Annotated in this window: 20 protein-coding genes; 15 read left to right on the top strand and 5 right to left on the bottom strand. The window is 64.8% G+C overall.

The genetic code is table 11. The annotated features are described in order from the left end of the window. Positions 1-28: 28 nt before the first annotated feature. Both O6R08_RS01405 and O6R08_RS01400 read right to left on the bottom strand, forming a co-directional pair. Positions 29-925, bottom strand: a complete 897-nt coding sequence (locus O6R08_RS01405) for a proline dehydrogenase family protein (RefSeq protein ID WP_271419154.1) — start codon at positions 923-925, stop codon at positions 29-31. Between the two features lie 59 nt (positions 926-984). Continuing rightward, on the bottom strand, positions 985-1,815 hold the full coding sequence (locus O6R08_RS01400; RefSeq protein WP_271418415.1) for a sugar phosphate isomerase/epimerase family protein: 831 nt from the start codon (positions 1,813-1,815) through the stop codon (positions 985-987). A 234-nt stretch (positions 1,816-2,049) separates the two neighbouring features. On the opposite strand from O6R08_RS01400, the gene O6R08_RS01395 reads away from it, so the two are divergent. The 3 genes from O6R08_RS01395 to disA all read left to right on the top strand — a co-directional run bounded on the left by O6R08_RS01395 (position 2,050) and on the right by disA (position 5,340). Further along, positions 2,050-2,688 (top strand): VOC family protein, encoded by a 639-nt coding sequence (locus O6R08_RS01395; RefSeq protein WP_271418414.1) that lies wholly within the window; start codon positions 2,050-2,052, stop codon positions 2,686-2,688. A gap of 98 nt (positions 2,689-2,786) precedes the next feature. After that, positions 2,787-4,187: a DNA repair protein RadA gene (radA, locus tag O6R08_RS01390; protein ID WP_271418413.1), complete on the top strand. Its 1,401-nt coding sequence runs from the start codon at positions 2,787-2,789 to the stop codon at positions 4,185-4,187. Between the two features lie 49 nt (positions 4,188-4,236). Then, positions 4,237-5,340: a DNA integrity scanning diadenylate cyclase DisA gene (gene disA / locus O6R08_RS01385; RefSeq protein ID WP_271418412.1), complete on the top strand. Its 1,104-nt coding sequence runs from the start codon at positions 4,237-4,239 to the stop codon at positions 5,338-5,340. Positions 5,341-5,425: 85 nt separating this feature from the next. Here the strand turns inward: disA and O6R08_RS11365 are convergent, their stop codons facing one another. From O6R08_RS11365 to O6R08_RS01370, 3 genes are all read right to left on the bottom strand, one after another. Then, on the bottom strand, positions 5,426-6,139 hold the full coding sequence (locus O6R08_RS11365; protein WP_408640142.1) for a hypothetical protein: 714 nt from the start codon (positions 6,137-6,139) through the stop codon (positions 5,426-5,428). Further along, positions 6,139-8,202 (bottom strand): hydrogen peroxide-dependent heme synthase, encoded by a 2,064-nt coding sequence (gene hemQ, locus O6R08_RS01375; protein WP_271419152.1) that lies wholly within the window; start codon positions 8,200-8,202, stop codon positions 6,139-6,141. The genes O6R08_RS11365 and hemQ overlap by 1 nt, the downstream gene beginning before the upstream one ends. 95 nt (positions 8,203-8,297) lie before the next feature. Next, positions 8,298-9,632 carry a glutamyl-tRNA reductase gene (locus O6R08_RS01370; protein WP_271419151.1) on the bottom strand — a complete coding sequence of 445 codons (1,335 nt, stop codon included), beginning with the start codon at positions 9,630-9,632 and terminating at the stop codon, positions 8,298-8,300. 128 nt (positions 9,633-9,760) lie between these two features. On the opposite strand from O6R08_RS01370, the gene hemE reads away from it, so the two are divergent. From hemE to O6R08_RS01310, 12 genes are all read left to right on the top strand, one after another. Continuing rightward, entirely contained in the window at positions 9,761-10,822 is a 1,062-nt protein-coding gene (hemE, locus tag O6R08_RS01365; RefSeq protein ID WP_271418411.1) for a uroporphyrinogen decarboxylase, read from the top strand. A gap of 23 nt (positions 10,823-10,845) precedes the next feature. Continuing rightward, positions 10,846-12,276 carry a protoporphyrinogen/coproporphyrinogen oxidase gene (locus O6R08_RS01360; protein WP_271418410.1) on the top strand — a complete coding sequence of 477 codons (1,431 nt, stop codon included), beginning with the start codon at positions 10,846-10,848 and terminating at the stop codon, positions 12,274-12,276. Between the two features lie 45 nt (positions 12,277-12,321). Beyond that, positions 12,322-13,326 (top strand): hydroxymethylbilane synthase, encoded by a 1,005-nt coding sequence (hemC, locus tag O6R08_RS01355; protein ID WP_271418409.1) that lies wholly within the window; start codon positions 12,322-12,324, stop codon positions 13,324-13,326. After that, entirely contained in the window at positions 13,323-14,048 is a 726-nt protein-coding gene (locus tag O6R08_RS01350; RefSeq protein WP_271418408.1) for a uroporphyrinogen-III synthase, read from the top strand. Before hemC ends, O6R08_RS01350 begins: the two co-directional genes overlap by 4 nt. Positions 14,049-14,189: 141 nt before the next feature. Next, positions 14,190-15,125, top strand: coding sequence for a porphobilinogen synthase (hemB, locus tag O6R08_RS01345; protein ID WP_271419150.1), 936 nt, complete (start codon positions 14,190-14,192; stop codon positions 15,123-15,125). A 47-nt stretch (positions 15,126-15,172) separates the two neighbouring features. Further along, positions 15,173-16,480 (top strand): glutamate-1-semialdehyde 2,1-aminomutase, encoded by a 1,308-nt coding sequence (gene hemL / locus O6R08_RS01340; protein ID WP_271418407.1) that lies wholly within the window; start codon positions 15,173-15,175, stop codon positions 16,478-16,480. Positions 16,481-16,493: 13 nt separating this feature from the next. Continuing rightward, entirely contained in the window at positions 16,494-17,369 is an 876-nt protein-coding gene (locus tag O6R08_RS01335; protein WP_271418406.1) for an HhH-GPD family protein, read from the top strand. Further along, positions 17,366-17,902, top strand: coding sequence for a nucleoside/nucleotide kinase family protein (locus tag O6R08_RS01330; protein WP_408640116.1), 537 nt, complete (start codon positions 17,366-17,368; stop codon positions 17,900-17,902). Before O6R08_RS01335 ends, O6R08_RS01330 begins: the two co-directional genes overlap by 4 nt. Positions 17,903-18,047: 145 nt before the next feature. Further along, on the top strand, positions 18,048-18,764 hold the full coding sequence (locus O6R08_RS01325) for an N-acetylmannosamine-6-phosphate 2-epimerase (RefSeq protein WP_271418405.1): 717 nt from the start codon (positions 18,048-18,050) through the stop codon (positions 18,762-18,764). A 1-nt stretch (position 18,765) separates the two neighbouring features. After that, positions 18,766-20,304, top strand: coding sequence for a PTS transporter subunit EIIC (locus O6R08_RS01320; protein ID WP_271418404.1), 1,539 nt, complete (start codon positions 18,766-18,768; stop codon positions 20,302-20,304). Positions 20,305-20,315: 11 nt separating this feature from the next. Next, on the top strand, positions 20,316-20,789 hold the full coding sequence (locus O6R08_RS01315; protein WP_271418403.1) for a PTS sugar transporter subunit IIA: 474 nt from the start codon (positions 20,316-20,318) through the stop codon (positions 20,787-20,789). 4 nt (positions 20,790-20,793) lie between these two features. Continuing rightward, a complete protein-coding gene (locus tag O6R08_RS01310) occupies positions 20,794-21,687 on the top strand; it encodes a PRD domain-containing protein (protein ID WP_271418402.1) in 894 nt (297 codons plus the stop codon). Positions 21,688-21,759 lie beyond the last annotated feature (72 nt).

Here is a 21,759-nt window from a genome sequence, read left to right as displayed (position 1 = left end):
GGGACGCTGCTCGTGCCATTCCCCATCCTTAACGCCTCTCCACCAGTGACCTTCCGAACAGCCACATATTGCTCGGTCGCTCAACAATCCGGCGAGTGCAATACCGGTACCAATCGTGGCCATAGGGCAGATACACCCTCACTCGGTGGCCGATGTCCACCAGCCGGCGTTGTTCCAAGGGACGAATTCCTTGCAGCATTTGGAATTCCAAGGGGCGGTCCAAGCTCGCCATGAGCTGCTCACCGAGGGCGATGAAGACCGGATCATGGCTGGCCAGCATCACCGTCGAGGGGCCGGTCATGAGGGCGCGCAGACATGCCGCCATCCGCAGATCGACGTCATGATGACGAATCAGGGTGACCGAACGGGGGCCGGTGTAGGAGCCTTTGCACAGTCTGATGCGCCTGCCCGCAACGGCCAGTTCTCTGACCTGGGTGAGGGAGTCGTGACGAGCTGCCTGGATGACGATGCCGGTGTCCTCGTAGTCCTCGAGCAGGTCCATGACGATGCGGTGGGAACGATCGTGGATGTCGGGGCCCTCGTCGTCCACGGTCACGGCGACATGGTTGTCGCGGGCAATCTGGCAGATCTGCCTGGCATTGTCCAAGGCCAGATCGTCGTCGACTCGCAGGCCCAGAGCTGCGAGGCTGATGGAGACCTCGCTGTGGCCTCTGAAGGCCGGGTTGGTATCGAGTTTCTCGATCATTGCGCACAAGCCGACCATCGCTCGCCGGGCCTGGGCCACATCGACGGCAACGGGGTCGAGGGGATGCAGGCTGACGTCCAGCCCCTTGGACACCAGGTCGGCAGCCTTCTCGATGGCTGTTTCGGCGTCCTCTCCTGCGACATAGGTGGTGGCGATGTCGTTGGCCAGCTTGGACTGGGAGGCCTTGTCGGCGATCGTGGCATCCATTGCCAGCTTCATCGCGAGACGTCGACCAGATGCCAGCAGGGTTCCGCCACGGAAATCGTGCCGATTCTCGGTCACCAATGAGCCTCCTGCCGCACCTGGGCGTCGCGACGCGCGAAGATGCCACGATCAACGGTCATCCGGGTCTGCATCAGGGCCTCGGACAGCGCATCGAACCGGGCGCCGTGTCCTGCCCCTCGCCCGGAGAGCTTACGGGTGTTGACCTCCAGGACAATGTCCCCGTTGAATCCGTTGGCGACGGCTTTCTCGACGACCTCCCAGGCATGCTGATTGCCCTGGCCGGGCAGAAGATGCTCGTCCCTGAAGGTGCCTGATCCGTCAGTCAGATGGATGTGGCGAAGCCTCGACCCCCACAGGTCAACGAGGTGCCGGGAATCCATCTGCGCCGTGGCGGCGTGAGACAGGTCCAACACGAGGTGGTCGTAGCTGAACTGGGTGGGGTCGAACCCCGGCAGGTATGCGGCAAAACGTCCGGCAGGGGTACGCCAGGGGTACATGTTCTCCACGGCGAAGACCAGTGGGGCGTACTTCTCGTTGAGCTCGGCAATGCCCTCCTCGAACCGGCTGGCGTAATCACGCTGCCAACGGAAGGGCGGGTGGACGACGACGAGTTGGGAGCCAAGTCGTCCGGCGGCTTCGGCAGCCTTGTCCAACTTGCCCCAGGAGTCGCTACCCCACACATTCGGGGTGACGAGGAGGCACGGCGCATGGATCGACCAGACCTTGACGTCATGTTCTTCCGAGAGGTCGACGATCCGGTCGACATCAGCGGCAGCCGGGTCGATCCCGACCATGAGTTCCACACCGTCATAACCGATGGCTTTGGCACGGGCGAAGGCGTCGGCGGTCGACTCGGGGTAGACCGAGGTCGTCGACAACGTCACGCGAGGAACACTGGAAGCAGCCGGGGTCAAGGGATCGTCAGGTCCGACACTGTCAGGCACATACTCAACCTACCTTGTCGAGGTCGACGGTGTGCGACGAGCCTGGGAACGCACACCGAGTGCGTGCTCACTCACCTCTTCGGCATCCGCCCGACGACGTTCTCTGACCCCCTTCAAGGCCGCCAACTGGGGGGCGGATTTCATCATTGGAAGGACGGAGGGGACAATACTGCCATGCATGTCGACCATCTCATGTTCGCCGCTGGCCCTGCTGGTCTCGATGAGGATGCCGCTCGCCTCGGAGACATCCTGGGGACCTCGTTCATCAACGGCGGAATCCATCCGAGCTTCGGCACCCGCAACCGCATTCTGCCGCTGGCCGGGCCGCGTTACATCGAGGTTGTGGAGGTGCTTGACCATCCCGCAGCGGAGAAGGCCGTCTTTGGCCAGGCCGTGCGCGCCCGACAGGAACAGGGCGGCGGATGGATGGGGTGGGCCGTCTCCGTCGACGACCTCGCCCCTTATGAGAAGCGTCTCGAGCGTGAGTCGGTGCCGGGTAAGCGCACCTTCCCCGACGGCCGTCATCTCGAGTGGCGCCAGATCGGCATCAAGGGACTGATGGCCGACCCGCAGCTTCCTTTCTTCATCAAGTGGACCTCCCCGGCCGAACTGCTTCCCTCCAGCTTGTGCGGCAATGTCACCCTGGCCTCGGTCGAGGTGTCCGGTTCGCGTCAGCGCGTCGAGGATTGGCTGGGAGAGACCATTCCCGACGAGGTCGAGGGGATCACCTTCGAGTTCACCAGCCCGAATGGACACCCCGGCATTGACGCCGTGACCTTCGACACCCCATCTCGCGGACGAGTTCGCATCTGACGTCGCGGTCATTGACGGACCTCCCGACCCCCGAGGAGAACAACACCGGAACACCACCGCCGTCGAACCTGTCGGCTCGCGCTGGCAGGGTATGAGCCATGGCGAAGAAGACGCAGACTCCGACGTGGGTGTGCACCGAGTGCGGTTGGACGACGACCAAATGGGTCGGTCGCTGCGGGGAGTGTCAGACCTGGGGTTCGGTGATCGAGAAGGGAGCACCGAAGCTCACTGACATTGTCTCGTCGACGCCCACGTCCAAGGCCGTGCCCATCGGCGAGGTGAGCGAGCAGGCCGCCAATCGTCATCTCACCGGGATCAGTGAGTTGGACCGAGTGCTCGGCGGTGGCCTGGTTCCTGGGGCTGTCATCCTGCTCGCCGGTGAACCGGGGGTCGGAAAATCGACCCTGCTTCTCGACGTTGCTGCCAAATGGGCCCAGGCGGGGCGACGCACCCTCTACGTCACGGGCGAGGAGTCGGCGGCCCAAGTGAGGCTGCGCGCTGGCCGTACGAACTGCCTGGCCGATGAGCTCTATCTGGCCTCCGAGACCGATCTGGGGACGGTTCTGGGGCACATCGAGCAGACAGAGCCCTCTCTCATGGTGTTGGACTCGGTTCAGACGGTGGGGACGAGTCAGGCTGATGGCTCCCCCGGTGGCGTCTCCCAGGTGAGGGAGGTCACCGGGGCGTTGGTACGGGTGGCCAAACGGCGTGGCATGGCCGTCATCATCGTCGGTCACGTCACCAAGGAGGGGTCGATCGCCGGTCCGCGCACCATGGAGCACCTGGTCGATGTGGTCCTCAACTTCGAGGGCGACCGTCACTCCGGGTTCCGCATGGTCCGGGCCACCAAGAACCGTTACGGTCCAGCCGACGAGGTGGGCTGCTTCGAGATGACCGACAGCGGGATCATGGAGGTGCCCGATCCGTCGGGGCTGTTCACCTCGGACAATGCCGACCCTCAGCCGGGCACCTGTGTGACGGTGACGATGGAGGGCCGTCGTCCCCTGCTCTCGGAAGTGCAGGCGCTGGTGGCCCCATCGTCCTCCGAGAAGTACCCGCGCCGCACCACCCACGGGGTTGAGGGCGGCAGGGTCGCCATGATTCTGGCCGTTCTGGAACGCAAGGCAGGCCTGCCCCTGAGCAACCGAGACGTGTACGTCTCGACAGTGGGTGGGGCGAGGGTGTCGGACCCGTCAGCCGATCTGGCGATCGCGGTGGCGGTGGCCTCGGCTGTTCTGGACACCAACTTCCCGACGCGAGTCGTGGCCTTGGGTGAGGTGGGACTCGCCGGTGACTTGCGACGAGTCCCCGGCTTGGAAAGACGGGTGGGGGAAGCAGCCCGTCTGGGCTTCGACCTCGCCGTCGTGCCACGCAATTCCCGTGAGGCACACACCAAGATCCCGACCATGCACGGTCTCCATGTCATCGAGGTCGGCAGCGTGTCCGAGGCCTTGTCGGTGCTCAACCTGCGTCGGCAGCGCAAGGCAGGCCAGTCATGACGAGGAAATCCAAGGTGAGAACTTTGGTGGGTAGAACTAGAGTCGTCTCATGACCGACGACCAGCCGACCCCCGAGAACGACCGGGAGATGGAGGCCGCACGGGTCCGTCACTTGATGGCCCTGCTTGCCCCTGGCACACCCATTCGGGAGGGACTCGACCGGATCATCAACGGACGTACCGGCGGTCTCATCGTCCTCGGTAACGGCCCGGAGATTGACGCGGTGTCTTCCGGCGGTTTCAAGCTCGACGTCCGCCTCACTCCGCAGGCGCTTCGCGAGCTGTCGAAGATGGATGGCGGGCTGGTCGTCTCGAGTGACCACGAGCGCATCACGGCCGCTGCGGTCCACTTCGTCCCGGATGGCAGCCTGCCGACGATGGAGACCGGCACCCGCCACCGCACCGCCGACCGTATCTCCCAACAGACCGGTGCACCGGTGGTCGTCGTCTCGGCGTCGATGTCGGTGATGTCGTTGTTCCTCGATGGCCGTCGTTACGCCATTGAGAGGCCCGAGCAACTGCTGGCTCGCGCCAACCAAGCGCTGGCGACCCTGTCGAGCTACCGCACCCGTCTGGTCGAGGAAGCTGAAAACCTCACCTTGTTGGAGGTCCGCGACCAAGTCCAGGTCCGTGACGTGGCAGCCGTGGCCCAACGCGTCGAGATGTGGCGTCGGATCGACGCCGAGGTCCTCAGCTATGTCTCCGCGCTCGGCGTCGAGGGCCGCCTGGTCCAGTTGCAGCGAAACGAGTTGTGCCTCGGCGTGGAGGACCTGGGGCGTCTGCTGACCGAGGATTACCGACCAGACTCCGTCGCCCCCGGCGGGTTCTCCCTGTCCGGTCTGCAAAAACTCTCCTGGGAGGACCTTCTCGACGTCGCCAAGGTGGCGCAGGCGCTCGATCTCGACCCCGCCCAGCATCCTCTCGATGCTGCCATGCAGGCGCGCGGCCACCGACAACTGGCATCGACCACTGATCTGTCATCCCGAACGATTCAAGCGGTCGTCGATCACTTCTCGAACCTACAGACCCTGGTGTCGGCCTCCACGTCAGAACTTGGCAACATCAAGGGAGTGGGGCTGAGGCGGGCCCGCGAGATCCGGCAGAGTCTGGAATCAGTCTTCGAGAACGACCAGCGCACCCATCATTTGCGCTGACCGGGGTTGACAAGGGATTCGGCCCCACACTGGCAGCCCGAACCCACCCGTGTCACCGAGCAGGAGGGGCCGGAACCCTGGCGAATCAGTCGCTCATCTGCATGATGAATCGATCGCTGGAACCGCCGTCAATGCCGACGGTGGCGATGTAGTAGCCACTGCCCAGGTCGTCCTTCGACAGCTTGCACTTACCGGTGGACCGTTTGGTGGGCCAGGAAACCTCGTAGGTCCACGGTTCCTTGGACTTGATCTCATGGACACCCTTCGGCCCCCATGAGCCACAGTCCTCGGTCGACCAGATACGGTCCGTTCCTGAGGTGACGGTGAGGGCCTGCTTCACCTTCTGGGTGTCCCAGCGGCAGTCAGCAGAACTCTTCACCTCCACGGTGAACGTCTCGGTGTCACCCACCTTGGGTTTCTTGGTATCTCCCGTGACCTTCACCACAAGCTGGGACCCTTCACACAGTTCGCCAACACGCGACGCGGATCGAGACGTCGAAGCTGATGCGGCCGATGCCCGGCGAGATTTCCCGGGGGAAGCGGACGTACTGGGGCCAGCCGAACCCGAGGGAGTCGCAGTCCCCGGACCCCAGGCAGTGTCAGTCCATGACGGGTTCGGGGTCAAGGACGGCACTGCGGGCGTCGCCGACTTCTTCGGGCCGGACATGAGCCTGGAAATACCGGCAACCATCAGGGCGATGACGGCCACCAGGGCGATGAGCAGGACCAGACGCCGTACCCAGTAGGTCCGTGGCGATTCCGGTCCCACCGGGTTGGTGAGGCCACGCAAGGCCACGATCAGGCTCTCATCTGACGGTCAGCCCAAGCCTCCGGGGAGACGCGTTCGCCGGTGAAGAAGGGGGTGTCGACGTCAACGTGACGACGAGCCTCGACATAGCGCAGGTCCTTCATGACGTCGACGACGCGGGCGAGGTCGTCACCTTCCAACGTGAGAATCCACTCGTAGTCGCCCAGGGCGAAGGCAGCCAGGGTGGACGCCTTGACATCGGAGCTGGCGGCACCGACCATGCCGTGTTCGCGAAGCATGCGGGAACGGTCGGCGGCCGGGAGCAGGTACCACTCCTTGGAGCGGATGAAGGGGTAGAAGGCAGCCCAGCGCCGCGGAGCGACTCCGGCGAAGCAGGAGGGCAGGTGGGACTTGTTGAACTCTGCCGGGCGGTGCACTCCCACGTTGGACCACACCGGATCGAGGTAGCGGCCCATGCCGGACCCGCGGAACCGGTGGTAGGCGTCCTGCAGAGCCGTCGGATCGTCGCTCAGCCACCACACCAGCAGGTCGGCGTCGGCACGCAGACCCGACAGGTCGTACCAGCCACGAGTCTGGACCCCGGACTGTTCCACCCACTCAACGGAACCTTCGATGAGCTGATGGCGCGCCGTGTCGTCGGCGGGAAGCGGGGTCGCAATACGGAACACCGAGTACATCGCCCACTTGCTGGAGGCGTTGACCTCCTCCGGGACAACGGCGTGGTCACGCGCATCAGTCGGCGCGGTGTAGGAACCGGCGGGAGCCTCGTCGTCGCGAGGTCCCTCGATCACCGAGTCGGTGCTGACATGCTCAGCCACGGGGGTCTCCTCAGCCAGCAGGCCGTGGGACGACGATTCCGGCTCCGGCTCGACAACCTCGGGAGTCCCCCCAGCCAGCAGACCGTGCGACGACGATTCCGGCTCCGGCTCGACAGCCTCAGCGGCGGCATCAGGTTCATCGACCGTGGCGGATTCAGGATCCGAGGAGACCTCAGGTTCTGCGTACACGGCGTCCACTGCGCTCGCCGTACCAGTCGACGCCACGGCTGCGACCGCCGGCTCGGAGGTCGGCGTCTCGTCAGGCTCGGCAACGTCACTGCCGGAAACAGCCGGAATGTCCTTGGCGTCCGGGCAGCGTCGGCAGCACCCCGGGGCACAGGGGGTGGGCCACGAGGTCAGATTCTCGCCCTCTCCTCGAGCAGCTGCAGCCTGGGCCATGATCAAGCCCGCCAGGTCGGCTATGAAGGCCGGATGGGTGCCAGCGGTAGCAGCCCGGGCGAAGGCGAGCCCGAGACCAGCCGCCGTCTCAGCGGCTTCATGATCGAGGTCATTGACGACCTCCATGTGATCAGCGATGAAACCGATCGGCGCCACCACGACAGCCTTGACTCCCTGCTCCGGGAGAGCGCGCAGGTGGTCGTTGATGTCAGGTTCCAGCCAGGGATCGCTCGGGCGTCCCGACCGTGAGCAGAAGGCCAGGTCCCACTGCGGCATGTTGCCGAAAGCACGACGCACCTGGTCAGCAATCTTCTCGCAGACCGCCTTGTGCTGGGAGATGTAATCGGTCCCCGGCTGCCCGGCCCCAGAGGCATCCTGCATGGGAGTGGGGATGGAGTGGGTGACGAAAACGACTCGGGTGGCCTCGAGTGGAGTCGGCGGGATACGCATGAACGACTGCATGAGGGCTTCTGCGTTGGCGCGAACAAACCCTGGGGCCTCGTTGAAGGGAGGCACCTTGTCAACCTGCATGTCGGTGATGCCGGCCTTGTCGAGGGAGGCAGCAATCTCCTCACGGTACTGACGACAACCCGAGTAGGAAGCGTATGCGGAGGTGACGACGGCGAGCACTCGACGCACGCCGTGCTGGTGCATCTCAGGCAGGACATCATCGAGGAAGGGCGTACCGTTGCGGTTGCCCAACAAGATCGGGACTCGGACTCCGTGCTGGCCAAGCTCATTGCGCAAGGCATTGACGAAGGTGTCCGTCGCCGCGTTGATGGGACTCGTTCCGCCGAACTGGTCGTAGTGGTGAGCAACCTCAGCCAACCGCTCGTCTGGAATGCGACCGTTGGACACTCTCCTCAAGAAGGGCATGACCTCCTCCGGCCCACGCGGCCCACCGAAAGACGCTATGAGCAGCGCATCATAGGGAGCCAGTGGATCCGTGGGGGCTGCGTAAGGATTGGCGGTCATGAATTCTTCTCCTCACCTCGGGGTGCCGCGGCTGCAGCAAGGTCCTCCACCCGCAGACCGGTGACCGGGCAGGCCATGCAGTCGGCGTTCGTGAAGGCTGACATGTCGATGACGGGTGCGGCGATCTCAACATCGATCCCCAACACATCCGACAGCGAGTTGATCCAGCGATCCCCCAGACCCTTCTCAGAGGCCATCCTGGCTCGCACCGACGGGATGTGCGCCATGGACGCAGCAAGCCGACGCAACGACGCCGCCACCTCGTCGACCGGCACAGATCCCTCTTCGGGCAGTCGGTCGAGCTCGGCGGTGACGAGATCTGAAATGACGTCGCGCAGGGCGACGACGGCCGGTGCCATCCGGCGACGCTCGAGGTCGACGGCCAAGTGCCGGACCCCGCCGGCGACGATGTGCTCGGCAGCGGCACGCTCTGCCTCGGCGGAGTCAGGGACGGCTTGGCGAATGGTCTCCAGGTTGATGACCTTGACGCCGGCGGGGACGGGCTGCTCGACGTCACCACTGACGGCGAGGTCGAGGACCAGCAGGTCTCGTCCAGCCCGAGCCTCCACTGCTCGTCGGGCGACCTGGGCGGACAAGGCGGGCACGCCCGAGCCGCGACATGTGACGACGAGGTCGGCCTGTGCCACCGCAGCATCCAGGTCAACGACCTCGTTGACCTGGTGACGGCGGGCGAAGCCAGCGGCACGCCCGGATGCGGAATGAACCTGAATATCGGTAACCCCACGGGCATTCAACTGGGCGCACGATGCGCCGGCGTAGGAACCGGTTCCCATGACGAGGACTCGGGCCCCTTCAAGGTCCATCTGCTGGGAGATGAGATCCAGGCCCACGGCGACCACGGTGCGCCCTTCGGCAGCCAGGGCGGTCTCGGTGGCGACCTGACGGGAGGTCTTGAGCGCCTCCTCGACGACGTGGCCGATGGTGTACGACACCGTCTGTTCCTTGCGCGCCTCATTGAGAGCACGCTTCATCTGTCCGGCGACCTCGCGCTCACCGACAACCATCGACTCCAAGCCGGCAGCCACTCGGAACACTCGCCAGACGGCGTCGTTCTCGCAGAAGATCTGGGCCGACTCAGCCAACACGCTCGCCCCATGGTCGGCCAGACAGGCGCGCAGCGCGGCCTCGTCAAACCCTTGAGCGGCCGCGTCGGGAGACGTCTCCACGATCAGACACACTCGGTTGCACGTCGACAACACGAGAGCGCCACGGATGTGGGGATGATCAGTCAGCGCCAGGCCGAGTCCATCAACCTGCGCGGCAGCCTCGGAAACGACACCGAGTCCTTGCTCGGCATGATCGACGGTCAAGACACACAATCCCACGGACGCTATTCAACCATGCGGCACCGACGAACCCCAGAAGTTGCAGCGCTCTCGTGGGCCCCAACGTCTGACCCATGATGGGGTTGTCGACGGCGTGGGGCACAATCGGGGTGATGACTGAAACCACCACCTTCACAGCCGATTCACCCCTTCTGCAGGCCATGACCGGGCACCGCCCTGCCGTCACCCCGGTGTGGTTCATGCGTCAGGCGGGCCGTTCGCTTCCGGAGTATCGCGACGCTCGCGAGGGCACCTCGATGCTCGAGTCCTGCCTCAATCCGCAGCTGGCTGCCGAGATCACCTGCCAGCCGGTGCGGCGTCACCATGTTGATGGTGCCGTCCTCTACTCCGACATCATGGTGCCGCTGGCCCTGGCCGAGGTCGGGGTGCGCATCGAGCCGGGAGTTGGACCGGTTCTCGACGAACCCATTCGCACCGGCACCGACGTCGATCGAATCACCCAGCAGACCCCCGGTGACGCCTCAGCCATCGAGGAGGCGGCTCGACTGGCGACCGCAGAGCTCGGCGACGCCACTCCACTGATTGGTTTCGCCGGAGCCCCGTTCACCATCGCCGCCTACCTGGTGGAGGGCGGGCCATCTCGTGACCACTTGGCCGCCCGTGCGATGATGCACGCGGATCCGCAGGCCTGGGCCAAGCTCATGGAGTGGGTGGCCGGTCTGGACGCCGCCTTCCTGGCCGCCCAGGTACGAGGCGGGGCCCGTGCCGTCCAGCTCTTCGACTCCTGGGCTGGGTCGCTGAGTGCTGCTGATTACCGCGCCAGCGTCGCCCCCTTCTCCCAACGCGCTCTGGCTGAACTCGACCCGAACACCCCTGTGGTGCATTTCGGCGTCAATGCCAGTCACCTGCTCCCCGAGCTGGCGCAGGTCGCCGCGACCGCCTCGCGCTACCCGGTGCTCGGCGTGGACCACCGCATCAGCCTCGACGAGGCCTGCGCCACCCTCATGGTCTCCGGGATGGAGATGCCGGTGCAGGGCAATATCGATCCGGCCCTGCTCTTTGCTGGTTGGGAGCCGCTGGAGACCGCTACCCGCGAGGTCGTCTCGGCTGGGCGTCAGGCTCCTGGCCATGTGGTCAATCTGGGCCACGGCGTGCCCGCCAACACCGACCCCGACGTCCTGACACGACTGGTGGAGCTGGTGCACTCACTGTGAACCACGATTCCGAGGAAGTGACGATGAACACCCCTGATCCGCACCACGTCGACGCCGTCGTCATCGGCGGTGGCATGGCCGGGCTCATTGCGGCCTGGCAGTTCACCCAGGAAGGGCTGCATCCGGTGTTGGTGGAGTCCCGCGGGTACACCGGCGGTTTGGTGGCCGGGTCGAAGCTGGCGGGGATCAGCTATGACATCGGCGCCGAAGGGTGGGCCATTCGTCTTCCCGACACCGCCGAGCTGGCCGAGGAGCTGGGGTTGACGGTGGAGAAGCCGAGGACGGCTCCATCGTGGGTGTATTTCGACGACGCCTGTTTCCCGATGCCGGGCAATGCCATTCTGGGCATCCCCGCCGACCTGTCGGATCCGGCAGTCGCCGTCGCCCTGGGAGCCGAGGAGGCCGCCCGCGCAGCCGAGCTCGACCGCGCCCCGATGCCCGATGAGCTCCCCCGCGATCTGGGAAGCCTGGTGGAGTCGAGGATGGGTCCGCAGGTGCTCAAACGTCTGGTCGCTCCTATCGCCGGTGGTATCCATGCCGCCGATCCGCACCTGCTCGCCGCCGACGTCGTCTCCCCCGGTCTGCGGACTGCGGCCCAGGCCACCGGGTCTTTGGCAGCCGGGGTGGCCCTGTGTCGTTCCCGGATGCCTGCGGGGCCGGTCGTCGCATCGGTGGCTGGCGGCATGTTCACCATGCCGGCCGAGCTGCGTCGTCAGGCCGAGGCAGCCGGGGCGACGATCATGACCCGGGTGGGTGCTCGAGCGATCACCCGCAATGGTGACCAGTGGCTCGTCGAGACCGCCGACACCTCGCGCAACCCGGATCCGTCCCTGCCTCCTGTCCCTGACGGCAAGGTGCACACCTTCTTGACCCCTCGGGTCGTCGTCGCTTGTTCTGCCGAGCCCGCTACCGAGCTGCTGAGCAGCATCATCGACGTGTCGGGGCCCGAGATGGTCCCCGGCGCCCCCATCGGCCACGTCAATCTGGCTCTACAGGCTCCGGAACTGGACGACAGCCCGCGGGGAAATGGCATGTTGGTGGCTCCCGGGACGACGAGCGTGGCGGCCAAGGCCCTCACTCACATGTCTGCCAAATGGCCGAGCTTGGGGCAGTCCTGTCCTGACGGTCTGCACCTGCTGCGGGTCTCCTACGGACGCTCTGGGGACACCGATGTCGAGTTCAGCGTCGAGCAGGCGCTGAAGGATGCCTCCATTCTGCTTGGCGTGGAATTGGCGTCGGATCAGGTGGTGGACTCACAGATCATCCACTGGACGGGTTCTTTGGCCCCGACAACCCCCGAGACCAGGGCGTGGCGTGACGGTCTACACCGTCAACTTGAGCAGTTGAACCAGTCCGGCCGGGGAGGTATCGGCCTGGCGGGTGCGTGGGCGTCAGGTTCTGGCATCGCCGCCCTGGTGCCGCAGGCACGCCGCACGGCCCGTCGTCTGGTCTGAGAGCAACGGAAAGTGGCGTCGGAGGCGAGTGCCACAATGGGGGACATGCCTGCAATCCGTCTGGGAACCCGTGCCAGCACGCTGGCAACCACTCAATCCGAGATGGTTGCGAGTCTGCTGAGATCACAGGGGCTCGACGTCGATCTGACGACGATTACCACCCACGGTGACACCTCCACGGCCTCGCTGGCCTCGATGGGTGGCATCGGAGTGTTCGCTTCCGCGATCCGCGCTGCCCTGCTGGGGGATTCGGCCGACATCGCCGTCCACTCCTTCAAGGACCTGCCGACGGGGCGCCCGCTCGGGCTGGCGATTGGGGCTGTCCCCGTCCGTGAGGACCCACGCGACGCCCTCGTGGCCCGTGACGGTTTGACCCTCGACCAGTTGCCGCAGGCGGCCAGCGTCGGGACCGGTTCGCCACGGCGGGTGGCTCAGCTGCTGTCGGTGCGACCCGACCTGAGTATCGTCGACATCCGCGGCAACGTCGATACCCGACTTGGTCGCGTCAAGGGCCTAGGCCGCTACTCCAAGGATGGCGGCACGGAGGACCTAGACGCCGTCATTCTGGCCGCCTCCGGGCTTGCTCGCCTGGGCCACAGCAACGTCATTACCGAGTTCCTTGACCCGTCGATCATGCTGCCAGCTCCGGCCCAAGGAGCCCTGGCCGTCGAGTGCCGGACCGCCGATGTGCGTCACGGCACCCTCGCCAAGGCCCTGGCCAATATCGACGACCAGGCCACACGGTTGTCGGCCACCGCAGAGCGCGCGGTGCTGTCCCATCTGGAGGCCGGGTGTGCCGCCCCGATCGGTGCGTTGGCCCATCTCGAGCCAGCCTCCGGGGAGTCCCCCGACGTGCTGACCTTGGACGTCGTGGTGGCTGCCGTTGACGGGTCACGCACCATTCGGGAACAGGTGAGTGTCGAGTTGCCCGAGGAGGCCGAGCCGGCACTGGTCGCAGCGCACACCTTGGGAGTGACGGCCGCAGATGAGCTGCTGGACGACGGCGCCACCGACGTCGCAGACCTCAAGGCTTCAGGAAGCACTCGATGACCACGAACCCTGCTGATCTCATCAAGCCGCCGGTCGTCGTCCCCCGTGATGACTCCCACGACAAGTTTGTGACGACGTTGAAGCAGGCCGGTTACGGGGTCATCCACAAGGCGCTGACCCGAACCGTCAAGCTACCGGAGGCCGACAAGCTGTGTGACGCCGAACTGTGGCAGGCCGACTGGCTGGTCGTCACCTCGAAGACCACCGTCGGGCTGCTACCCGATCCCCTGCCAAACCCTGACATCAAAGTGGCAGCCGTGGGAGAGGCCACCGCGAACACCCTTGTCAAGCGCGGGATCGACGTCGCCTTCGTCCCGCAGGACCACAGCGGGGCCGGTCTGGTTGCGCAATGGCCTGGTGGGGCCGCGAACGTCCTGCTTCCGGTCTCGAAACTGGCCGCCGACACCGTCTCGGACGGACTGTCACAGCTCGGCTGCACGGTCAATCGACTCGAGGTCTACACCACCACTGCCGTCGAGAATCTGCCCGAGGTGATCGCCCAGTCCTGGCCGTCGGTCGGGGTGGTCGTCGTCACTGCATCCTCGGTGGGGCGTGCCCTGGTCGATCTCGTCGAGCCGCTGGGATGGCGCCGTCAAAGGCTCGTCGCCCTCGGCAAGCCCACCGCACAGACCCTTGAGGAGCTCGGCCACCCGGCAGACGCGGTGGCCTCCTCCCCCACCCCGCAGGCCGTCCTCGAGGCGGTCGAATCCCTGGTCGCCTGATCGACGGCCCATGTGAGAAGGAAGATGATCATGAACCTGTACCTGCCTGATTCCAGCGATCCGCGCATGGCCGGCGTCAAGCCGCTGCCCGAGGGGCTTCGTCCGGTATCGCGTCCGCGCCGACTGCGCACCACCCCTGCGATGCGGCGGATGGTCGCCGAGACCCGGGTCGCCCCAGCCCAGCTGATGCTGCCGGTCTTCGTCAAGGAGGGCATCGACTCCCCAGTCGAGATCACCAGCCTGCCCGGCCAGTACCAGCACTCCACCGAGTCCATCAAGGAACTGGCCACCCGGGCCGCCGAGGCCGGTATCGGCGGCATCGACCTGTTCGGCATCCCCGAACACAAGGACGAGATCGGCTCGCAGGCCTGGGACCCCAAAGGCATCCTCAATGCCGGTATTTCTGCGGTGCGCGAGGCCGTTGGTGACGAGCTGGTCGTCTGCGCCGACACCTGTCTGGACGAGTTCACCGATCATGGCCACTGCGGGGCGCTGACCCCTGACGGCCGGGTCGACAACGACTCCACCCTGCCGCTGTATGCCGCAATGGCGGTCTCACAGGCCCAGGCCGGAGCCCACATGGTGTCCCCGTCGGGAATGATGGATGGCCAGATCGCTGTCATCCGTGACGCCCTGGATCGCGAGGGATTCACCGACGTGTCGATCATGGCCTACTCGGCCAAGTACGCATCTGCCTTCTTCGGACCGTTCCGTGACGCCGTCGACTGTTCCCTCAAGGGTGATCGCAAGGCTTACCAGCAGGATCCGTCGAACCGTCGTGAGGGTATGCGCGAGACCCTGCTCGACCTGGCCGAGGGTGCCGATGTCGTCATGGTCAAGCCCGCTTCTCATTACCTTGACGTGCTGGCCGACGTCGCCGAGGTGTCCCAGGTTCCGGTGGCCGCCTACCAGGTGTCCGGCGAATACGCGATGCTCGAGGCCGCCGCAGCCAATGGTTGGATCGACCGTCGCCGCTGCATCAACGAATCGTTGACCTCGATCGTGCGCGCTGGCGCTGACCTCGTCTTGACCTACTGGGCCATTGAGGCGGCCCAGATGTTCCGCGAGGAGTTCTGATCCTTGACGATCATGCTCACCACAAGCCCAAACACCGGAAGGAAAAGATGACCTCCAACGCTGAACTGTTCTCCGCCGCCCAGGCTGTCATTCCCGGCGGGGTGGATTCTCCGGTGCGGGCCTACGGATCGGTGGGCGGGGTGCCTCGCTTCATCGAGAAGGCCCAGGGGCCGTGGATTTGGGACGCCGAGGGCACCCGATACGTCGACCTGGTGTGCACCTGGGGTCCAGCCCTGTTAGGCCACGCCCATCCCGAGGTCGTCTCTGCCGTTCAGGATGCGGCGTCTAGGGGGTTGTCCTTCGGCGCCCCTACCCGCACCGAGACCGAGCTGGCCGACGCGATCATCGAGCGCATGTCCTCGGTGGAGAAGGTGCGCTTCGTCTCGACCGGTACCGAAGCGACGATGACGGCGGTTCGACTGGCCCGTGGTGCCACCGGACGCGACGTCATCATCAAGTTCGCCGGTAATTACCACGGTCACTCCGACGCTCTGTTGGCCGCCGCCGGTTCTGGTGTGGCCACTGCTGGTCTGCCCGGGTCGGCTGGCGTTCCGGCGGCCTCGACGGCCGACACCATTGTCGTCGATTACAACGACGTCAAGGCCCTCGAGGACGTGTTCTCCGAGCGTGGTGACCAGATCGCCGCAGTGATCGTCGAGTCCTGCCCGGCGAATATGGGTGTCGTCGCCCCCGAGCCTGGGTTCAATGCCGCAATCCGTCGGCTCACCAGGGACCACGGCGCCCTCATGATCACTGACGAGGTGCTCACCGGATTCCGGTGCAGCGCGTCGGGGTTCTGGGGTGTGCAACAGCGCTCTGGCGAGGAGTTCACCCCCGACATCTTCACCTTCGGCAAGGTCGTGGGCGGCGGCATGCCGCTGGCTGCCCTGGGTGGGCGCGCCGAGGTCATGGACCTGTTGGCACCGACTGGCCCGGTCTACCAGGCTGGCACCCTGTCGGGTAACCCGTTGGCCACCGTCGCCGGGGTCAAGACCCTGCAGTTGGCGGACGCCGGGGTGTATCAGCGTCTCGATGCCCGCTCCGAGCAGTGGCGCGCCGAGGTGGCTTCGGCTCTTGACGCGGCTGGCGTGGCGTACCGGTTGCAGAACGCCGGGAACCTTTTCAGCGTCTTTTTCGGAGTCGAGGGGCCGGTGCGCAACTACGACGACGCCAAGGCCCAGAACTCGCAGGCGTACACCGCCTTCTTCCATGCCATGTTGGAGGCCGGGGTCAACTTGCCGCCATCGTGCTTCGAGGCATGGTTCCTCTCCGACGCCCATGACGACGAGGCCTTCGACGTCTTCTGCAAGGCCTTGCCGAAGGCTGCCGAAGCGGCGGCCAAGGTCATTGGCTGAGATCGGATGATCGGTGCCTGAGACCGGGCTGACTGCGGAGGCCGTCGAGGCGGTCTGCGACTGGTTCGACGCTAACGGACGGGATCTGCCGTGGCGTCGACCAGAGACCTCACCGTGGGGGGTGCTCGTCAGTGAGGTGATGAGCCAGCAGACGCCGGTGGCCCGTGTCATTGGTCCGTGGCATGAGTGGATGAATCGTTGGCCGACACCAGACGATCTGGCCGAGGAGGAGTCCGGGGTCGCCGTCGCCGCGTGGGGGCGTTTGGGATATCCGCGCCGGGCACTGCGTCTGCACGCCTGCGCGGTCGCCATCGCCACCGAACACGATGGGGTCGTACCCAGCACTTACGACGAGCTCATCGCCCTGCCCGGGATCGGTGACTACACCGCTGCTGCGGTGGTGTCCTTTGCCTTTGGTGGACGGGCCACGGTGCTCGACACCAATGTGCGTCGTCTCATTGCGCGAGCGGAGTCCGGGATCGCAAATTGCCCCACCTCGGTGACGAAGGCCGAGCGAGTGGTCGCCGACGCGCTGGTTCCCCAGGAAGATGCCCGAGCCGCCAAGTGGGCGGTGGCCTCCATGGAACTGGGAGCGCTGGTGTGCACGGCTCGTTCGCCACAGTGCGAGGTCTGCCCGATCTGTGCCCAGTGCCGGTGGGTGGCAGACGGTAAGCCCGACAACGCTCCGACCCGTCGCGGGCAGCCCTGGAAGGGAACGGATCGCCAGTGCCGCGGGGTGATCATGGACGTGGTGCGCAACAGCCCGCACGGAGTCGCGGTCGAGGTGGCCCTGTCGGCCTGGCCGAAGTCTGACCAAGCGTCGAGGTGCCTGGAATCCTTGCTCGATGACGGTTTGGTGCATCGCAGCGGGGAGTTGGTGACACTGTGAAGACGATTACGGGAAGTGTTGCCGCTGCCCGGGCGATTGCCGACCACATCGACGCCACGTCGGGGCGGGCAGTTGTTCTCATTGACGGTGGCTCGGGGTCAGGGAAGACGACTCTTGCTGAGCGCCTTACCAAGCTCTGCCCAACAGCCCAGGTCGTCCACGGTGACGACCTCTACCCCGGCTGGACCGGGCTGTCAGCGGTGTGGGACTTGAGCGAGCTCACCGTCAAAAACCGATACCGACGCTGGGACTGGCACCAAGGTCGCTTCGCCGAACAGCTCACGCTCGACGCTCATCGTCCCCTAGTCATCGAGGGCTGCGGAGTACTCACCGCGATGAATGCCAAGCAGGCCACGATGACGGTGTGGTGTTCCTGCCCTTACAAAGCCCGCCGCGACCGCGCTCTCGGGCGTGACGAATACTTCGTCGACTCCTGGGCCATGTGGGCCATCCAGGAGAGGCTTCACCAGGTCCGTCACGACCCTGAGCACCTCGCTGACGTTGTCGTGGATCTGACCACCCTCACCGAGTAAGACCCCCTCAGCAACACTCCACCACCGCTGTGCTAGGGTTCCAAGAACACTTCATGGATCTCAGGCTTGTAACTTTCGGCAATACCTGATCCACCGGCGGGCACGAGTGTGTCCACGCCGGTATTACACGTTGCCGGAGGTACTCATGAATCCAGTGCTGGAGTCCCTACGAAAGGGACTTGTTGTCTCCTGTCAGGCGTTACCTGGCGAACCCATGTATTGCGAGGACGGTGGCGTCATGCCTCTGTTCGCAAGGGCAGCTGCTCAGTCGGGAGCCGTCGGTATTCGCGCCAATTCGGTCCGCGACATCAAGGAAATCCGAGCAGCCGTCCCATTGCCGGTGATTGGCCTGTTCAAGAAGGAATACGACGGTTTCGAGCCTTACATCACTCCGACCCTTGACGACGTCGAGGCAGTCCTGTCCGCCGGGGCTGACATCGTCGCCTTTGACGCCACCGACCGCGTTCATCCACACGATATGTCCACCCCCGACTTCATCACTGAGATCCGCAAGGCCCACCCGACCGCTGTTCTGATGGCCGACATCTCCACCTACCACGAAGCCGTCATGGCTGCGAAGTGCGGTGTCGACCTGGTCGGGACCACCTTGTCGGGTTATACCGCCGCCTCTGCGGACTCCCCCGTACCCAACCTCCAACTGGTGAGCCGTCTCGCTGCGGACCTGTCCATTCCCGTCATCGCAGAGGGCAATATCTCGACCCCTGAGCTGGCGGTCGCTGCTCTCGACAGCGGAGCCCACGCCGTCGTCGTCGCAGGCGCTATCACCCGTCCCGCCCAGATCTGTACCCGATTCGTCGACGCGATCCACGCCCGCCTCGCCCAGACCCCATTGGAGAACTGAGATGTTCAAGACCCTGCAGAAGATCGGTAAGGCATTCATGCTGCCGATCGCCATCCTCCCAGCGGCAGGTTTGTTGCTGGGTATCGGTGGTGCGTTGTCGAACCCCACCACCGTCAAGAGCTACCCCGTTCTCGGCAATCCCATTCTCCAGGACATTTTCCAGGTGATGAGCGCGGCTGGAAGTGTCATCTTCGAAAACCTCGCTCTTCTGCTGTCAATCGGCCTGTGCATCGGCCTGGCAAAGCGGGACAAGGGAACCGCCGCACTCGCCGGTATCACTGGGTTCCTCGTCATGACGGCCACCACCAAAGCGCTCGTCTCATTGTCCAGCAACCCCGACCGCTCAATTGACACCGGCGTCATCGGGTCCCTCGTCATCGGCGCCGTCGCCGTCTGGCTTCACAACCGCTACCACAACATCGAGCTACCGGCTTTCCTGGGTTTCTTCGGCGGTTCGCGTTTCGTCCCGATCGCAACGGCCTTCGCGGGCATTATCATCGGCGCATTGTTCTTCTTGGTGTGGCCGCCTATCCAGGCTGGCATGGTGTCTGCTGGCACCGCGATCGCTGGTTGGGGAGTCATCGGCACCTTTTTCTACGGCTTTCTGATGCGACTAGCGGGCGCCGTTGGCCTGCACCACATGATCTACCCGATGTTCTGGTACACCCCACTGGGCGGTTCCGAGGCCGTAGCCGGACACACCGTCGTCGGCGCGCAGAAGATCTTCTTCGCGCAGCTTGCCGACCCGAACCACGTCGGACTGTTCACCCATTCAACCAGGTACTTCGCCGGCCGCTTTGCCACCATGATGTTCGGCCTGCCGGGCGCATGTCTGGCGATGTGGCAGTGCGTGCCGAAGGGACGCCGTGCCAAGTACACCGGCCTGTTCGCTTCTGTGGCTTTCACATCCTTCCTGACGGGAATCACTGAGCCGATCGAGTACATGTTCCTCTTCGTGGCTCCCCTGCTCTACGTGTTCCACTCCTTCCTGGACGGCATCTCCTTCCTCGTTGCCGACCTCGTGAACATCCGTATCGGCAACACCTTCTCCGGTGGCGCCATCGACTACCTGCTGTTCGGCGTCCTGCAGGGCGAGTCCAAGACCCACTGGTTGTACGTCCTGCCGATCGGCGCCATCTGGTTCGCCCTGTACTACTTCTCCTTCATGTTCTTCATCAAGAAGTTCAAGATCGCGACTCCGGGACACCTTGAGGACACCATGGCTGCTGCCGCACCGAGCGTCGGCAAGTCAACCGGCAAGCCCGCTGACAAGTCTGAGCGGGGCAATGACGATATTGAACAGGCAGCGACGCAGATCATCTCCGCCCTAGGCGGCCCCGAGAACATCGAGGACGTCGATGCATGCATCACCCGTCTGCGCGTCTCGGTGACGGCTGCTGACCAGGTCGACAAGGCCAGGCTCAAGAACCTGGGAGCGACCGAGGTCTTCGACGTCGGTGGCGGCGTCCAAGCCGTCTACGGAGCGAAGGCCATCCTCTACAAGAACGCCATCAACGCCGAACTGGGAATCGACGACTGAAAGGAATCGACATGCCCCTCTTTCACAAGCGCCACAAGGACAAGACCCTGAAGGTCGCGGCGCCCGTGTCGGGAACCATTTTGGACATCACCGAAGTGCCTGACCCGGTCTTCGCCGGCAAGCACATGGGTCCCGGGTTCGCGGTAGACCCGGCATCGGGAGAGTTTGCCTCTCCCATCGACGGCGAGGTCACCCTGGTGGCCCCGACCCTGCACGCCATCGGTCTCAAGGCTGACAACGGGGCCGAGATCCTCGTCCATGTCGGCATCGATACCGTCGACCTCAAGGGCGAAGGGTTCACCGCTCACGTCAAGGACGGTGACACCGTCAGCGTCGGCGACCCGCTCTTGAGCGTCGACCTCGACAACGTCAAGCCGCGGGTGCCGTCGATGATCTCTCCTGTGGTCATCACGAATGGGTCAGACTTCACCGTCTCCGAGCGCAGCGACGACCCGGCGGCGGTGCTGACTGTCAGCGCAGGATAACCCCGTGCTCCCTCCAGAACACTGCCTGACCAACCTTGGTCCCGAGCACGTCGTCGTCGAGAAGGTCTACAACAACAATGTCCTTCTCGGCGTCGACCGCTCCGGGACGCAGATGGTCGTCAATGCTCGCGGGATCGGTTTTGGCCGGCGCCGCGGCGAGGTCGTCGACGCCTCATCGGCCCAGCGATATCTGGCGGAGGGCACCTACCGAACGGCCGCGATTGCCTCGCTTCTGTGCAACGCCACTCACACCCAGGTGCGGGTGGCACAGGCGATCGTCGAGCTGGCTCAGGAGGAGCTGAGGATCCCGAATGCACAGCGCATGATGCTGCCGGTGCTGGATCACCTCGTAACGGCAGTGCAGCGAGCCGAGCGCGGAGTCGTCATCGACTTCCCCCTGACTTGGGAGGTTCAGCAGCTGTACCCCGACGAGGCGAGCTTGGGCCGCAAGGCCGTCGAGATTGTTGATGGTGCTCTTGGCATCCACCTGCAATCCGAGGAGTGGGTGGCATTTGCGCTGCATTTCATCAACCATCAGTGGGATGGCAAAGGTTTGTCGCGCACCGTGACGATGGCTCAGGCGATCTCGGAGGTTTTCGCCAAGCTCGAGGAACTATGGCACGTCGAGATCAACCGGTCATCCATGAGTGCCTCACGATTCGTCACGCATCTTCGTTATCTATTCGCTCGGGCTGCGGATAACAAGCAGCTCTCCCGGATCGACCTGGACATCATAGGTCTCATGTCGGATCGCTACCCGCAGGCTACTTCGGCGGCTCTTGAGGTGGCCAAGAGTATCTCGACGGCGATAGGCGACGAGCTGACGAAGGCCGAGATCAATTACATTGCACTGCACACCAGCCGTCTCTACGGCGAGGTGATGGAGGGAGATGATTGACCTGCCGGACCAATGTTGTTGGGGGTCTGACGGCATGGGTGTGGCGGCCTCTCCTACAAGAGGCCGCCACCA

The sequence above is a fragment of the Cutibacterium equinum genome, assembly GCF_028021195.1.
Taxonomy (GTDB): Bacteria; Actinomycetota; Actinomycetes; order Propionibacteriales; family Propionibacteriaceae; genus Cutibacterium; species Cutibacterium equinum.
This window is presented reverse-complemented; position numbering and strand designations above follow the sequence as displayed.